The sequence below is a fragment of the Terrabacter koreensis genome, assembly GCF_054783315.1.
Map to the genome: position 1 here is coordinate 1,913,724 of NZ_BAAGQU010000004.1, position 15,003 is coordinate 1,928,726.

At 71.4% G+C, this 15,003-nt stretch carries 14 protein-coding genes; 6 read left to right on the forward strand and 8 right to left on the reverse strand.

Annotation, left to right across the window (positions count from 1 at the left end; genetic code table 11):
• The first annotated feature begins 23 nt into the window (after positions 1-23).
• Entirely contained in the window at positions 24-1,220 is a 1,197-nt protein-coding gene (locus ACYVNR_RS11700) for a WXG100 family type VII secretion target (RefSeq protein ID WP_461048205.1), read from the forward strand.
• Between the two features lie 3 nt (positions 1,221-1,223).
• Here the strand turns inward: ACYVNR_RS11700 and lhgO are convergent, their stop codons facing one another.
• Together lhgO and ACYVNR_RS11710 are read right to left on the reverse strand one after the other, a co-directional pair.
• On the reverse strand, positions 1,224-2,432 hold the full coding sequence (gene lhgO / locus ACYVNR_RS11705) for an L-2-hydroxyglutarate oxidase (protein WP_461048206.1): 1,209 nt from the start codon (positions 2,430-2,432) through the stop codon (positions 1,224-1,226).
• Positions 2,429-2,857 carry a GNAT family N-acetyltransferase gene (locus ACYVNR_RS11710; RefSeq protein WP_461048207.1) on the reverse strand — a complete coding sequence of 143 codons (429 nt, stop codon included), beginning with the start codon at positions 2,855-2,857 and terminating at the stop codon, positions 2,429-2,431. The genes lhgO and ACYVNR_RS11710 overlap by 4 nt, the downstream gene beginning before the upstream one ends.
• 25 nt (positions 2,858-2,882) lie before the next feature.
• Here ACYVNR_RS11710 and ACYVNR_RS11715 point away from each other — a divergent pair, with 25 nt between their 5' ends.
• The 3 genes from ACYVNR_RS11715 to ACYVNR_RS11725 are packed head-to-tail and all read left to right on the forward strand — an operon-like array spanning position 2,883 to position 6,782.
• Positions 2,883-3,503: an L-threonylcarbamoyladenylate synthase gene (locus ACYVNR_RS11715; protein ID WP_458800020.1), complete on the forward strand. Its 621-nt coding sequence runs from the start codon at positions 2,883-2,885 to the stop codon at positions 3,501-3,503.
• A gap of 57 nt (positions 3,504-3,560) precedes the next feature.
• Positions 3,561-5,534, forward strand: a complete 1,974-nt coding sequence (locus tag ACYVNR_RS11720; protein WP_461048208.1) for an alpha-amylase family protein — start codon at positions 3,561-3,563, stop codon at positions 5,532-5,534.
• Between the two features lie 60 nt (positions 5,535-5,594).
• Positions 5,595-6,782 (forward strand): Fic family protein, encoded by a 1,188-nt coding sequence (locus ACYVNR_RS11725; protein WP_461048209.1) that lies wholly within the window; start codon positions 5,595-5,597, stop codon positions 6,780-6,782.
• An 88-nt stretch (positions 6,783-6,870) separates the two neighbouring features.
• Here ACYVNR_RS11725 and ACYVNR_RS11730 read toward each other — a convergent pair whose 3' ends face one another.
• The 6 genes from ACYVNR_RS11730 to ACYVNR_RS11755 all read right to left on the reverse strand — a co-directional run bounded on the left by ACYVNR_RS11730 (position 6,871) and on the right by ACYVNR_RS11755 (position 12,907).
• Positions 6,871-8,037, reverse strand: coding sequence for a DUF2332 domain-containing protein (locus ACYVNR_RS11730; RefSeq protein ID WP_461048210.1), 1,167 nt, complete (start codon positions 8,035-8,037; stop codon positions 6,871-6,873).
• Positions 8,030-8,575, reverse strand: coding sequence for a mycothiol transferase (locus ACYVNR_RS11735; RefSeq protein WP_461048211.1), 546 nt, complete (start codon positions 8,573-8,575; stop codon positions 8,030-8,032). Before ACYVNR_RS11735 ends, ACYVNR_RS11730 begins: the two co-directional genes overlap by 8 nt.
• Positions 8,575-9,783: a methyltransferase domain-containing protein gene (locus ACYVNR_RS11740; protein WP_461048212.1), complete on the reverse strand. Its 1,209-nt coding sequence runs from the start codon at positions 9,781-9,783 to the stop codon at positions 8,575-8,577. Before ACYVNR_RS11740 ends, ACYVNR_RS11735 begins: the two co-directional genes overlap by 1 nt.
• A 100-nt stretch (positions 9,784-9,883) precedes the next feature.
• The gene (locus tag ACYVNR_RS11745) at positions 9,884-10,765 is read right to left on the reverse strand and encodes an aminoglycoside phosphotransferase family protein (RefSeq protein ID WP_461048213.1); all 882 of its coding nucleotides are present in this window, start codon (positions 10,763-10,765) and stop codon (positions 9,884-9,886) included.
• A 104-nt stretch (positions 10,766-10,869) separates the two neighbouring features.
• Positions 10,870-11,346: a MarR family winged helix-turn-helix transcriptional regulator gene (locus ACYVNR_RS11750; protein WP_461048214.1), complete on the reverse strand. Its 477-nt coding sequence runs from the start codon at positions 11,344-11,346 to the stop codon at positions 10,870-10,872.
• 145 nt (positions 11,347-11,491) lie between these two features.
• On the reverse strand, positions 11,492-12,907 hold the full coding sequence (locus tag ACYVNR_RS11755) for a M28 family metallopeptidase (RefSeq protein ID WP_461048215.1): 1,416 nt from the start codon (positions 12,905-12,907) through the stop codon (positions 11,492-11,494).
• Between the two features lie 237 nt (positions 12,908-13,144).
• Here ACYVNR_RS11755 and ACYVNR_RS11760 point away from each other — a divergent pair, with 237 nt between their 5' ends.
• Positions 13,145-14,521: an MFS transporter gene (locus ACYVNR_RS11760; protein WP_461048216.1), complete on the forward strand. Its 1,377-nt coding sequence runs from the start codon at positions 13,145-13,147 to the stop codon at positions 14,519-14,521.
• 118 nt (positions 14,522-14,639) lie between these two features.
• Positions 14,640-14,999, forward strand: a complete 360-nt coding sequence (locus ACYVNR_RS11765; RefSeq protein ID WP_045188037.1) for an RNA polymerase-binding protein RbpA — start codon at positions 14,640-14,642, stop codon at positions 14,997-14,999.
• Positions 15,000-15,003: the final 4 nt, after the last annotated feature.

Below are 15,003 nucleotides of genomic sequence, written 5' to 3' on the forward strand. Positions count from 1 at the left end.
CGCACCGTCGACAGGAGGCCCACGTGCTCTACCGCAAGGGTGCTGACCCCGAAGCCCTCGATCGCACCGCTCGAGAGCTGACCGCGTGCGTCGGCGAGGTCGACGGCATCCGTGCCAACGGCACGCGGGCGCTCGCCGTGATCGGCCGCTCGTGGGGTGGCGACGACGCCCAGGCGGCCCAGGAGAGCTGGCGCGCCACGGCGTCCGCGCTCACGGCGTTCGGGTCGACACTGGAGTCGATGTCGCGCCGGCTGTCCGACAACGCCCGGTCGCAGCGGTCCACGAGCGGCGACGGCGTCGGCCCCGCTGGGCCGGCAGGCCCGCTCAGCCCGTTCCCCGGCCTCTTGCCCGGTCTCTTTCCTGGCCTCGGTGGCTCAGCCTCCGTCGGGATGGAAGCGAGCACCGAGGAGTCACTGGCCGACGAGGTCCGCGGCACGACGCCACAGGACCTCGACCTCGAGCTCGCCGAGCTGGCCCAGGGCGTCTACGACGGCGAGGGCAGCGAGCACTTTCAGCCCCTCGACGACTCGGCCCTGGAGGCGCTCGGCATCGATCCCGACGCGCTCACCGGCCCGGGCGGCTTCCAGGCGAGCATCTATCGCGACGACGAGGGGCGCTACGTCCTCGCGTTCGCCGGCACCGACCCGAGCAGCATCAGCGACTGGGGTGCGAACGCCCAGCAGGGCGTTGGCGCGCTGAGCAGCCAGCACCTGCAGGCGATCGGCCTCGCGCAGCACCTGGCCGGGGCGGTCGGCAGCGACAACATGGTGCTGACCGGGCACTCCCTGGGTGGCGGCCTCGCCAGCACGGCATCGGTCGCGACCGACGTGCCCGCAGTGACCTTCAACGCGGCCGGCGTGCACCCCAACACGGTGCTCGCGGCGGCCACGCTCGGCCACGAGATCCCCGGCCTCGATCCCGGCCAGGTGCGCAACTACCACGTGCGCGGCGAGATCCTGACGACGCTGCAGAACCCTCTCGGGTCCTTCGTCGACCACGCGCCCTTCGGTGACAGCATCCTGCCGAACGCGCTCGGCACGCAGATCGCCCTCGACCCGGCGAAGGGGCCGGATCTCCACCCGTCACCGTGGTCGCTGGTCAGCCCCATCGCCGGCGTGGTCGACACCGCCATCGACCTCGGGGGCTACGCGATCGGACAGCACCAGGCGCCGTCGGTCATCGAGGCCATGGAGGCCAGCGAGTACTTCGGCAAGCACTGAGGCTCAGGCGAGGTCCAGGCGGTCCACGACCAGGTCGGCGATGGCCAGTGACGCCGTCGCGGCGGGCGACGGGGCGTTGCGGATGCACAGCACCCCGCCGATCCTGCTGAACCGGAAGTCCTCCACGAGGGAGCCGTCGGGGTCCATGGCCTGTGCCCGCACCCCGGCGCCGGCGGGCACGACGTCGGCGTCGGTGATGCCGGGAACATAGCGCCGCGCCCGGGCCACGAACGCATGCCTGCTGACCGATCCCACGACCTCGTGCAACCCGGTCGCCAGGTTGGCCCGCGCGAACCGCCTGAAGCCGCTCGAGGTCGCGAGCGCTCGCACGACCTCGAGGTCCACGTCGCGACGGCGGTAGCCCTCCCGTGCCGTGGCGAGCACCGCGTTCGGTCCGAGCAGCACGTCGCCGCCGACCGTGCGGGTCAGGTGGACCCCGAGGAAGGGGTAGCGCGGGTCGGGAACGGGATAGACCAGGCCCCGCACGAGGTGCGTCGCAGACGGGGCGAGCCGGTGGTACTCGCCACGGAAGGGCACGATCGCGGGGCTCGGCCCGTCGCCGGCGAGGACGGCTAGCCGGTCGGCGTGCAGCCCTCCCGCGACGACGACCCGGTCGGCACGCAGCCGGCGCCCGTCCGCCGCGCGCACCTCGACCTGCCCGTCCTGACCACCGTCCTGGTCGAGCCCGGTCACCTCGAAGCCGGTCAGGACCTGCGCCCCGCGGTCGCTGGCGTCCTCGAGCATCGCCGCGGCGACACGGGAGAAATCGGTGATCGCGGTCGTGGGGGAGTGCAGCGCCGCCAGACCCACGGTGTGCGGCTCCACCTCGCGCAGGGCGTCCGGTCCGAGCCAGCGCAGGCCGGGGACGCCGTTCGCCCTGGCCCGGGCCTCGATGCCGCGCAGCCGCTCGACCTCCACCGGGTCGAGGGCGACGACGACCTTGCCGACCTCCTCGTAGGGCAGCCCGCGATCGCGACAGTAGGCCCGCAGCCGCCGGACGCCCTCCCTGGAGAGAATGGCCTTGGCCGAGCCCGGCGCGTAGTAGATGCCGGCATGCACCACGCCGCTGTTGCGCGATGTCTGGTGCCGTGCGGGCGCCGACTCCTTCTCGACGACGGTGACGTCGGGGTGGGGGTCGGACAGCGTGAGGCGGCGGGCCACCGCCGACCCGACGATCCCGCCACCCACGACGACGACGTGCGGCCGCGTCACCCTGCTGCCGCGCGAGCGGCCTCGTCAGCCGCCTCGACGTCCGCGTCGGTGGGCGTGAGGACGTGGGCGGCATACGGCTCCGGGTGCCTGCGGAGGTAGACCTTGATGTAGGGGCACAGGGCCACGATGCGGCGCCCGGAGGCGACCGTCGAGCTCAGCGCGAACTCGGCGAGCCGACCTGCCAGGCCACGTCCCTCGTACTCCGGGAGCACCTCGGTGTGGAAGAACACGACCCGATCGGCGTCGGCGGGCCCGCCGTCGCCCGAGCCCCGCACCACGGCGTAGCTGGCGATGCCGATGACCCGCTCGCGGTCGAGCAGCTCGAACCGGCTCCGTCCGGGGTTGTCGACCACCTCGATGGCCGCTGCCGAGCCGTCGGTCCCGTCGGTCCCGTCGTCCACGCCGTCACCCGTGCGCTCCGTCATGGCCCCAGCATGGCAGGGTGAGGTCATGGCGAAGTACTTCGACGTCCACCCGGTGGACCCCCAGCCTCGCGCGATCGGTCAGGCGGTCGAGATCCTTCGGACCGGCGGCCTCATCGCCTACCCGACCGACTCGTGCTTCGCCCTCGGCTGCTCGCTCGACAACCCCGAGGGAAAGGAGCGCATCCTGCGCATCCGCCACCTCGACGACAAGCACCACTTCACCCTCGTGTGCTCGGACTTCGCGCAGCTGGGCCAGTTCGTACACCTCGACAACTCGGTGTTCCGGGCCATCAAGGCGGCGACCCCCGGCCCCTACACGTTCATCCTGCCGGCGACCAAGGAGGTGCCGCGACGCCTGCTGCACGCGAAGAAGAAGACCGTGGGCGTCCGCATCCCCGAGCACCCGGTCGTGCGCGAGCTGCTCAAGGCGATGGGTGAGCCCATCCTGTCGAGCACCCTGCTGCTGCCCGACGACGACGAGCCGATGACCGAGGGCTGGGAGATCAAGGACCGCCTCGACCACGTCATCGACGCCGTCATCGACTCGGGGGAGTGCGGCCTCGAGCCCACGACCGTCGTGGACTGGTCCGACGGCTACCCGGTCGTCACCCGCGTCGGCGCGGGCGACCCGACCCCCTTCGAGTGAGCCGCCGCGCCGTCGCCCCCACTGTCGCGCCGAGGCGCGGTGCTGTTCAATCGGGCCATGAGCCATGGCGCCCGTGACGTGCCCACTGCCGAGTCGCCGGCGGGCGACTCCCTGGGCTCGCTGCTGACCGGTCTCGACGAGGCGGACCGCGAGACGCTGGAGCTGCGGCTCGAGCGCTGGTCCGACGACCTCCTGGCCGCGCTGCGGGTGCTCTACCCCGAGCAGGACGTCTCCGCCATCGCCCAGCGGCTCGTGGAGCGCGCCGTCTCGGCCTACTCCGAGCGACCTCCGGAGCTGCGCCGCCTCGACCAGCGACGCCTGCTGCGCCCGGACTGGCTGCAGCAGCCCGGGATGTTCGGGTACGCCTGCTACACAGAGCGTTTCGGCGAGGACCTGAAGGGGCTCGGCGGCCGGCTCGACCACCTGCGCGACCTCGGGGTCACCTACCTGCACCTCATGCCGCTGCTGCTGCCCCGCGACGGCGACAACGACGGCGGCTACGCGGTGCAGGACTACCGCGCCGTGCGTCCCGACCTCGGCGACGTCGACGACCTGCGCGACCTCGCGACCACGCTGCGGGCCGACGGCATCTCCCTCGTTCTCGACCTCGTCCTCAACCACGTGGCGCGCGAGCACGAGTGGGCGCGGCGCGCCCGGGCGGGGGAGTCGCACTACCGCGACTACTTCCACGTCTATCCCGACCGGGTCATGCCCGACGCCTACGAGCGCACGCTGCCCGAGGTGTTCCCCGACTTCGCCCCCGGCAACTTCACGTGGGACGACGAGCTGGACGGCTGGGTCTGGACCACCTTCAACGAGTGGCAGTGGGACGTCAACTGGGCCAACCCCGACGTGCTCGTCGAGTACGCCGACATCGTGCTCTACCTCGCGAACCTCGGTGTCGAGGTGCTCCGGCTCGACGCGATCGCCTTCACCTGGAAGCGCCTCGGCACGAACTGCCAGAACCAACCGGAGGTGCACGCGGTCACGCAGGCGCTGCGCACCGTGGCGCGCATCGCCTGCCCGGCCCTCGCGTTCAAGGCAGAGGCCATCGTCGGGCCCCGCGACCTCGTGCAGTACCTCGGACAGGGCGAGCACGCCGGCCGGGTGAGCGACATCGCCTACCACAACAGCCTCATGGTCCAGGTGTGGTCGATGCTGGCGACGGGCAGCACCGGACTGACCAAGCAGGCCCTGACGGCCCTGCCGCCGACGCCGCCCAGCGGCACGTGGATCTGCTACGTGCGCTGCCACGACGACATCGGGTGGGCCATCGACGACGCCGACGCGGCGGCTGCGGGCCTCGACGGCTACGCCCATCGCCGCTTCCTCTCCGACTGGTACGCCGGTGACCAGCCGGGGTCGTGGGCGCACGGGCTCGTCTTCCAGCACAACCCGGCGACGGGCGACAAACGCATCAGTGGCACGGCCGCGGCGCTCACGGGACTGTCCGACGCGGAGCGTCGCGGCGACGCCGGCGGGGTCGGCCAGGGCCTGGCACGCCTCTTCCTGGCCCACGCCGTCGTGGCCGGCTGGGGCGGCATACCGGTGGTGTGGAGCGGTGACGAGCTGGGCATGCCGAACGACCCCCACTGGGCCGACGAGCCCGGCCACGAGGACGACAACCGCTGGGCGCACCGGGAGCGCATCGACTGGGCCCTGGCGTCGCACCGGGGCGACCTGGCGACGACGGCGGGCAAGGTGTTCCAGGGACTGCGACACCTCGCGACGGTGCGCCGCAGCCTTCCGCAGCTGCACGCCTCGGCGCAGACCCGGGTGGTCCTCGAGACGAGTGACGGCGTGCTGGCCGTCGTGCGCACGCACCCGAGCGGCTCCATGGTCTGCGTCTACAACGTGACGGGGCACTGGCAGACGGTCCCGGTGCGGCTCTTCGCGGACGCCGGCATCGTGCACCCGCACGACGCGCTGGGCGGGCACCCGGTCTTCGGCGACGCGGCCGGGCAGGCGTCACTGAGCCCGTATGCCGCCTGGTGGGTCGTCGAGGCACCGGTCGAGGTGTCGCGGGCCTGAGCCGCCGCGCTTCCTTGGTAAAGGTTGTGCGATAACCTTTACCAAGGAGGTGGACAACACATGGTGCTGACCTGGCCGGCGCTCGAGTCGCGAACGGTCTCGTGGCGTCCAGTCGAAGGGCTGCTCGAGCTGTCCCGCCGCGCCCAGCGAGCCGCCCCCCGCAGCTACGCGGCGGCGGTCGTGCCACCCATCGCCGCGGTCCGACTGGTGCTCGACGGAGACCTCGCAGCCGACCTCGACGAGGCCACCCGCCTGCTCGCGGCCTTCGACGCCGGGGGAGCGGGCGAGATCGCACCCTTCGCCTCGGTGCTGCTCCGCTCCGAGAGCGCCGCCAGCTCGCAGATCGAGAACCTCACGTCGTCGGCACGCGCCCTCGCGGAGGCCGAGATCGGCGAGGGCAACCGCGCCAACGCCGCCGTCATCCTCGGCAACGTGCGCACCATGCAGGCGGCTCTCGACCTCGCCGGGCGGCTCGACGAGCACGCGGTGCTCGCCATGCACCGCGCCCTCATGGCGCAGCAGACGCAGCACCCCGCAGGACGCTGGCGCGACCAGCAGGTCTGGGTCGGCGGCTCGGCGCTGCACCCCGGGGACGCGCACTACGTGCCGCCGGTGGCCGACGACGTGCCCGCCCTGATGGCCGACCTCGTCGCGTTCATGGACCGCGACGACCTGCCGCCCCTGGCCCATGCCGCACTGGCCCACGCGCAGTTCGAGACGATCCACCCCTTCACCGACGGCAACGGGCGCACCGGCCGCGCACTGCTGCACTCGGTGCTGCTCCACACCGGCGTCATCCGCCGGGTCACCGTGCCGATATCGGCGGGCCTGCTCGCCATTCGCGAGGACTACGTCGACGCGCTCATGACGTACCGCCGAGGTGACGCCGAGCCGATCCTGCGCTGCGTGGCCGAAGCCGCGCGCAACGGCACCCACATCGGCGAGCGGCTCGTCGCGACGCTGCGCGAGGTCCGTGCGGATTGGGCCGAACGCCTCACTGCCAGAGCGGGATCGGCGTCCTGGTCGATGCTAGACCTCCTTCTGCGGCAGCCCGTCGTCACCGCGCGGGTCGTCATGCGCGAGCTGGAGGTCTCCGCCCCCACCGCCCAGTCGGCCCTCCAGCGGCTCGTCGACGACGGCATCCTGCTCGAGTCCACGGGCCACCGACGCAACCGCGTCTACCGTGCGCCGGCCGCCCTGAGAGCCCTCGACGCGTATGCCGCCGGGCTGGGCCGGCGCGCCCGATGACAGTGGTCACGCCGATGGGGGAGCGGTGCCACTTCCGCTGGACTGGCGAATAACGTTGTGCCGCAACAGAATTCGCCGGTAATCGACATTATGATGTTTGTCCGTCGAGCCCGCGGAGCCTCAGATCCACCCAGGCGCCGTGCGGGTGGCAGGTGCCGAGCGACACCGGTGCTCGCTCGTGCCCGTCGCGCCAGCGGCGCAGCCCGACGACGGTGCCGCCATCGTCCATGTCCGCCGGGGGTTCGATGCCCGGAGCGCACGACGGGGGCTCAGCGGTGAGCCACGACAGCAGCGCGCAGTCTCGGGCGAGCGCACGCACCTCGGCCTCGAGGTCGGTGCGCCGCGAGCGCTCCAGATAGGTGAGCGCCCACGAGCTGAAGACCACGACGTGGGCCCCCTGGCCGGCCTGGCTCCGGGCGACCTCGACGGCTCTGCTCAGGCCGTCGACCATGTCTGCCCGCAGCACCGTCGGCTGCTGGTCACGCAGCAGGTCGCGCGCGGCTCGGAAGCGCTCGACCCTGCCGGGCACCTCGGGCCAGAGGCAGGCCTCGAGCCAGCGGACGGCGTCGTCGTCGGCAAGGTCCACGGGATCGAGGTCGACGCCCGCTCGCCCCAGCACCGGAGGCAGCTCGAGCGCCTCAGCCCTGCCGGGCGAGGCGACCCCGGACCGGTCCTGGCCCGCACAGCGGACGGTCGAGCCGGGCTCGCCCAGCACGACCGGAGGCGCCGACAGCGCGTCCGGTGAGTCCAGTCGCACGGCATAGCGGTCGACCGCAAGCAGCAGTCCGGCGCTCGCCCCGAGCTCGACGAGTGCCAGCGGGCGGTCAGGAACGTCTCGAGACGCCGCCGCGAGCCCGAGCGTGAGGTACACCGCCCGGTTCACCTCGTTGGTCTGCGTCCCGTGCGTGGAGATCTTCTCGACCAGCTCGTCGCGGTGGTCGAGGACCGTACGCCGCACGTCGGGCCACGGGTCGCCGCTCGGTGTGCGCCCGGCTCCCGCGACGCTCGGGTACCACTTGGCTGCCGGGGTCTCCGGTAGGCGGAGCACGAGGTCGTGCAGGGCCGCCAGCCACAGCACGGGTCGCGCCTGTCCGGGTCGCGCGGCCAGGAGCAGCGACGCGAGGTCCTGGTCCTCGGTGAGGTGCCGGCAGATCGTCGCGTAGAGGGGCAGCGCCGCGTACTCGGAGCCGAACTCGGAGAACCGTCGTTGGATCCGGGCGAGCCGCTCGAGGTCGTGTCGCGCCTCGTCAGGCACCGGTGACCCCGTCGAGAGACTCCCGCACGAGGTCGGCGTGGCCGTTGTGACGGGCGTACTCGCCGATGAGGTGCAGGTAGACGAACCGGAGCGAGAAGGGCTCACCACTCGCCTCGAAGACCTCGTCGAGTCCACGACCGGCGACCGCCTCGTCGGCCGCCGCCCACTCGGACAGCAGCGCCTCGTAGTCCGCGCGGGCGGTCGCGGGGTCGATGTCGTCGAAGTCGAGATCGGCCCCGGTGCCGAAGCCGTGCAGGGCGGGGACGTCCTCGTCGGCGACCCTCTGCCGCAGCCAGATCCGCTCGACCTTGCGCAGGTGGCGCAGCAGTCCGAGCAGGCTGAGGTTCGACGGCCCGATCGTGCGCTCGGCGAGCTGCTCGGCGGTCAGTCCCGCACACTTGGACAGCAGCGTTGCGCGGTGCCAGGCGAGCATCTCCGGCAGCATCCGGGTCTCGACGGCCACGAGCGAACCGCCGGGGCGCTCGACCTCGGGGGCCGTCCACGGCGACGTGCTGTCGGCGGTGGCGGTGTGGCTCATCAGGGTCGGCCTCCATCGGCGAGCAGGCTTGTGACAGAGGTGGTTTCGCGTTCGAGAAGCATGATCACCTCGTGGTGCGAGGTCTGTGGGAACATGTCGAAGAGTCGAGCCCGGCGGGCGACGTAGGAGGGCAGCCGTGCGAGGTCGCGCGCCAGGCTGTCGACGTTGCAGCTGGAGTAGGTCACGTGGTCGGCGCCCGATCGCTCGATCCAGTCGGCCAGCTCGGGCCCGATGCCGCGACGGGGCGGGTTGACGACCACCATCGAGGTGGCGCCTCCGAGCTCGGCCGGGTCGAGGGCCGACACGTCCGTCGCATCGCCGGCCCGGAACTGCACGTCGACGGCGCCGGGCGAGCTCGCGCGCAGACGCTCGGCGCTCAGCTCCGCGCTGCGCACCGCCTCGGGGGACACCTCGACGCCGAGCACGCGGCGAGGGACGCCGCCGCGGTCGGTGGCGCAGTGGAGGGCGAAGCCGCCCACGCCGCAGTAGAGGTCGAGCACGGCAGCCGGACGCACCTCGTCGGCCCAGTCCCTGGCCTGGCGGTAGAGGCCTGCGGCGACGGCGGTGTTGGTCTGGAAGAAGCTGTTGGGTCGTAGGTTGAGGGTGACGTCGTTGACGGGCATCTCGAGCAGGCCCTGCTCGGTGAGGACGAGCTCCGTCTCGCCCTCGAGGACGGCCTTGTGCTCGGGCTGGAGGTTCACCGAGACGACACGCACTTCGGACAGGTGTTCGAGCATCCGCGGGAGGCGCGACTCGAGCAGCGCCAGGTGCTTCTTCGAGCGCAGCACGAAGCGCAGCATCACCTCACCGGTGGGGGAGAGGGTCAGGATGAGGTGCTTGAGCTCGCCCCGCCGGGCCGCGACGTCGTAGGGCTCGAGACCGATCTCGTCGACGACATCGGCGAGCCGGGGGATCAGGCGCTGGAGCGGACCCTCGTGCAGCCCGCAGGCCCGCAGGTCGACGCCGCGCGACTTCGGGTCCAGGATCCCGAGGGTGACGGCGCCGGGACGGCCGCCGACGACGAGCTTGGCCTTGTTGCGGAACGCGGACTCGCGGCTGGCGAAGGGTTCGAGCCAGGTGACGTCGGGGGCGACCGCTGACAGCGCCTGTCGGCAGCGCTCGTGCTTGTCGGCGAGCTGCACGGCATACGGCACGCCCATCAGGGCGCACGAGCGGCAGCGCCCCGCGTCGAAGTAGTCGCACTGCACCGGGCAAGGCTACGGCTCGCGGCGGGACTCTACGGCCACGGGTAGACCGCCGAGGGGAGCCCTCTCGTGCGCCGAAGTGACATAATGTCGATTATCGGCGTTATGCGCTCGCGCGTGGCCGCAGGGCTGGCAGCGCGGATGCGAGCCGCTGCGCCTCGTCGAGAACACCGGCAGCGACATCAGGATGGTCACGCATCCACGTCCAGCTCGTCGCGATGCGCACGAGACCCACGCTGCGGTGGAAGGCCAGCGCCTGACGGCGTTCGTCGTCGTCGCGGCCACCGTCCAGCTCGTCCAGCTCGGCTGCGTGCCCTCGTGCCAGCTCGTCTCCGGGCCTCCAGCTGCCGTCGCGGCCCAGCACCCGGTCCGTGGCCCACAGCCAGGCGCCGAAGTACGCCACGTCGTGGAGCGGGTCGGCCATCTGGAGCCGGTCGAAGTCGATGAGCACCAGACCGTGCCCGTTGACGATGAGGTTGCGTGGAGAGAAGTCGCCATGGTTGACGACCAGCGGATCGTCCTGCGGCATCGACAGCTCGAGACGCGCCACGACCGACTCGACGTGCGCCGCTAGTCGGCCGCCGACGGCGTCTCGCTTACGACGCAGCGACAGCAGCAGCCTGGAGGCGGTCCGGCGGCGTGGCACGACGACGCCGCTGCGGTTGAGGTCGGCCAGCAGCCGCGCGACGTCGTCCAGTCGCGACAGCGTGTCGCCCAGGTCGGTGCGCGTCGCCATCTGGCGGCCGTCGACGAACGACATCCAGAGCTCGTCGCGCGACGCCTCTGCAACGGGCCGCACGACGGGCTCCGGCATGGCCGGTGACGGCCTCGAGGCGCCGAACGGCGACGCCCAGAGGGCCTCCATGGCCGCTCGCACCTCGTCCGCCCCACCTCGGGCGTAGCGCTTGACCACCACGTCGCGCCCGTCGACGCGGCGTCGCGCCACCGTTCGCTCCGGATGGGTCGGGTTGAACACCTGTTCCACGGGGCTCAGCCTTGCCTGTCCCGAGGGTTCCCCACCATCAGACCTTCGTCCTAGTCCCCCGAACCCCGCACTGGGCCCCGCACGGGGCTTGCCGGCTGCTCGCGTCACGGCTCCAGCCTCTCGAGCCAGCCGCCCAGCGCCGTCTCCAGCGTGGCGCGCTCGGTGGACGTCAGCCCCGACAGCATCAGCTCGTCACCGGCCATGACGTCTCCCAGGATGCGGTCGACCGCGGCGACCCCATCCGCGGTCAGCTGCACGTGGACGGCCCGCCGGTCCGGCTCCTCGCGCACGCGCTCGACGAGACCGAGACGCTCCATGGCCTGGACGCGCTGCGTCGTGGCTCCAGCGGTGACCCGGCACCGACGGGTCAGCTCGCCGGCCGTCAGCCGGAACGGCGCGCCGGCACGTCTCAGGGTCCCGAGGACGTCCACATGGCTCTGCTCGATGCCGTGCTCGGCCAGCACCCTGACGCGGTTCTCGGCCGCCCGTGCGGCCAGCCGCCAGAGGGGTGTCAGCACGGCGATCGACGAGACGTCGACGTCAGGCCGTTCCCGCGCCCAGGCCGCGACGATCTCACCCACCCGCTCCCCCGCGAACTCTCGCTCACACCGAACACTTTAGTGCTAAAACGAGGCTGTTGAAAAGAGCACGTCCTCGCCGTCGCCGCGCGGGTCGGGCACCGAGCCCGACCCGCGCGACAAACCCCTCCCCCGGGGCCGCGACGTCTCAGCTCGTCGTCAGGGCCGTGTCGTCGATGACGAAGGACGTCTGGGCCGACGAGTCCTCGGTCGCCACGAACTTCACCGTCACGCTGCTCCCCCGGTACGCGCTGAGGTCGAACGACCGCTGCACCCACGTCGCCGACGCCCCGACGTTGCTGTAGGTCGCCAGCGTCGTGGTGACGCCGTTCCTCGCGACCTGGACCTTGAGGGTGTCGTAGACGGTGCTTCCCACCTCGGCGGTGTCGAAGCGTCCCCAGAACGACAGCTGCGCCGTGGTCGCCGTCGACGGGATGGTCACAGTCTGCTGCTCGTTCTCGGTCGCCGTGCTCCCGTTGCCGCCGAGCCACATCTTCCACGTGCCGCTGTGCGCGGGCCGCGACGTCGAGCTGGTGATCGGTCCGGACGTCCCGGTCCACGAGACGGCTCCCGACTCGAAGCCGGGGTTGGCGAGGAGGTTCCCACCCGCCGGCGGCGGCGTCGTGCCGTAGTCCTTGGCGGCATACGCCCACACCATGGCGCCGATGGCGTCGACGTTGACGTCCAGGGCCTTGAGGTCGAGGTTCGTGTTCGTGTCGCAGGACTGGTGGTAGCACGCGTCGAAGGCCCGGCCGGCCGTGCCGCCCCACTTGCTCGCCTGCGCGCTCGTCTTCGTCGTCTCGGCGCCGCTGAAGATGCCTCCGGTGGGCAGACCGAGCGAGCGGAACGCGGCGTGGTCGCTGCGGCCCTGGACGTCGATGTACTCCCAGGGGATCCCCTTGCCGTCGTAGTACTTCGTGAAGTCGTCGCGGATGCCGTTGCCCGCCGTGTTGTCGTCGTAGACGAAGTAGCCGACGTTGGGCGAGGCGATCATGTCGAAGTTCTGGTAGCTCTTGATCGCCGAGCGCTGCGCCGTGGTCAGGTTGTTGACGTAGTACTTCGAGCCGAGCAGACCGAGCTCCTCGGCGCCCCAGAACCCGAAGCGCACGTGGTTGCGCGGCGTCTGCCCGCTGGCGGCGTACGTCAGGGCCGTCTCGAGGATGCCGGCGCTGCCGCTTCCGTTGTCGTTGATGCCGGGGCCGACCGAGACCGAGTCGAGGTGGGCGCCGAACATGACGACCGAGCTCGTGTCGCCGCCCGGCAGGTCCGCGACGAGGTTGTACGAGGTGCCCGACGACGTGCTGAACGACTGGACGGTCGTGGTGTAGCCGGCCGCGTCGAGCTTCGCCTTCACCCAGTCGACCGAGGCCTTGTAGCCGGGCCTGCCCGTGCTCCGGTTGCCGCCGTTGGCGTTCGCGATCGACTGGAGCTGGTCGAGGTGGGCCTTGGTGTTGGCCACCGAGATGTCCGGCCCCGCCGCCAGGGCCGCGGGTGGGGCGATGGTGAGGCCGGCCGTCGTGACCGCAGCGAGCACCAGCGGGGTGAGCAGGGTGCGCTTGCGCATGGATCTCCTTGGGGATGAAGGGGTGTGGGGAGGTCGAGCGAGCGAAACCCTGTCCAGCCCCCACTTCCCGGGCAATGCACCTTGCGATCCCTTGGCCACGGGTTGCCAAGTCCTGACGCCTCGCCGAGCGTCCGCTGAGTGGACGTATGCCGTCCGCTGACGCTGGATGGGCAGGGTGCGCGGCGTGTTTGCGCGGCTCGCGGTGCCGTGGCGGACGCGTTGTGGGACGGTTGCGCCATGTCGCACGCCGTCGTCAACGCCGCCCGCCCGGAGACCCGGGAGCAGCGCGCCTGGTACTGGTACGACTGGGCCAACTCGGCCTACGTCACCACCACCGCGACGGTGCTGATGAGCCCGTACCTGACGTCCGTCGCCGAGGATGCCGCGTGCCCCGGGCTCGCCGACGGGCAGGACTGCACCACGACCCTCTCGGTCCTCGGCATCCCCGTCGCGCCGGGCTCGCTCTGGTTCTTCACGGTGACGTTCACGACCATCCTCTCGGCGCTCGTGCTCATCTTCATCGGGGCGATCGCCGACCGCAGCCAGCGACCCACCAGGCTCTTCGGGGCCTTCGCGTGGGTCGGCGCCGCAGCGGCCAGCCTCATGTTCTTCGTCGCGGGAACGAACTGGCAGCTCGGGGCGGCTCTCGTCGTCGTGGCGGGCATCTGCCTCGGCGCCTCGCTCGTCATCTACGACTCGATCCTCGTGCGCATCGCCAACGAGAACGAGCGCGACCGGGTCTCCTCGAAGGGGTGGGCCTTCGGCTACCTGGGCGGTGGCATCCTGCTCGCGCTCAACTTCGCGCTCGACTTCTTCCACGAGGACCTCGGCCTCGACCGGGCGCTCAGCACGCGCATCAGCATCCTGTCGGCGGGGCTCTGGTGGGCCGGCTTCACGCTCATCCCCTATCTCGGGCTGCGCCACCTCACCGGCACCGTCGAGACGCCCGTCGAGCGCTCGGCCGGCGTCGTCCGCGGCAGCATCGCCCAGCTGCGCAGCACCTTCCGCGACCTCGCCCGCTACCCGCAGACGAAGATGTTCCTGCTCGCCTACCTGTTCTTCAACGACGGCATCCAGACCGTCATCGGCAGCTCGAGCATCTACGGGTCGAAGGAGCTCGGCTTCTCGGAGACGACCGTGCTCGGCGTCTTCCTCTTCGTGCAGTTCGTCGCCTTCTTCGGCGCCCGCCTGTTCGGGCGGGTCGCCGCGTCGATCGGCGCGTGGCGCACCGTCCTCTACGGCATCGGCCTCTGGACCCTCGTGGTCGTCTTCGCCTTCCTCGTGCCGTCGAAGTCGCTCGTCATCTTCCTCGCGCTCGCCCTGCTCATCGGCATCGTCCTCGGCGGCACGCAGGCACTGTCGCGCTCGCTCTACAGCCAGCTGATCCCCCGCGGCCGTGAGGCGGAGTACTTCAGCCTCTACCAGGCCATGGAACGCGGCACGAGCTGGTTCGGCACCCTGATCTTCGGGCTCGTCTACCAGGCCACGCTCAGCTACCGGTGGGCCATCATCGCGCTCATCATCTTCTTCGCCATCGGAGGGGTGCTGCTCTCCCGCGTGCGCATGCGTGAGGGCATCGAGCAGGCCGGCAACCCGGTCCCTGCCGTCATCTGAGACGCGCTTACAATCCGCCGGTCTGCGGGGAACAAGTCAACCGTTTCGCTCGTTCAAGCGTCTGTGAGGGTATGACACCAAAGGGTGTCACAGCGGCAGAAGTCCTGGAGGGGTCCACATGGCCGATCGAGCACTACGCGGTTCCAACCTCGGCGCGAGGAGCATGGAGTCCGACGAGAACGTCGTCCCGAGTGAGCGTCAGCTCACCGTCTACGTCTGCCCTGAAGGCCACCGCACCGAGCTCCCGTTCTCCATCGAGGCCGACGTCCCCGCCACCTGGGAGTGCCGTTGCGGCCTCGACGCCAGGCTGCAGGGCGGCCCCGAGCCGGAGGCCAAGCAGGTCAAGCACCAGCGCACGCACTGGGACATGCTGCTCGAGCGCCGGTCGATCCCTGAGCTCGAGGAGCTCCTCGAGGAGCGCCTGACGCTGCTGCGCGAGTCGCGCGGCGAGAAGCCGCGCCGCCGCAAGAGCGCCTGACAGA

Bases quoted from the DNA above. Each gene is read 5' to 3' on its own strand.
- ACYVNR_RS11710 (WP_461048207.1), bottom strand. From the start codon at position 2,857: ATGACGGAGCGCACGGGTGACGGCGTGGACGACGGGACCGACGGGACC.
- ACYVNR_RS11735 (WP_461048211.1), bottom strand. From the start codon at position 8,575: ATGAGCCACACCGCCACCGCCGACAGCACGTCGCCGTGGACGGCCCCC.
- ACYVNR_RS11765 (WP_045188037.1), top strand. From the start codon at position 14,640: ATGGCCGATCGAGCACTACGCGGTTCCAACCTCGGCGCGAGGAGCATG.
- ACYVNR_RS11715 (WP_458800020.1), top strand. From the start codon at position 2,883: ATGGCGAAGTACTTCGACGTCCACCCGGTGGACCCCCAGCCTCGCGCG.
- ACYVNR_RS11720 (WP_461048208.1), top strand. From the start codon at position 3,561: ATGAGCCATGGCGCCCGTGACGTGCCCACTGCCGAGTCGCCGGCGGGC.
- ACYVNR_RS11725 (WP_461048209.1), top strand. From the start codon at position 5,595: ATGGTGCTGACCTGGCCGGCGCTCGAGTCGCGAACGGTCTCGTGGCGT.
- ACYVNR_RS11760 (WP_461048216.1), top strand. From the start codon at position 13,145: ATGTCGCACGCCGTCGTCAACGCCGCCCGCCCGGAGACCCGGGAGCAG.
- ACYVNR_RS11755 (WP_461048215.1), bottom strand. From the start codon at position 12,907: ATGCGCAAGCGCACCCTGCTCACCCCGCTGGTGCTCGCTGCGGTCACG.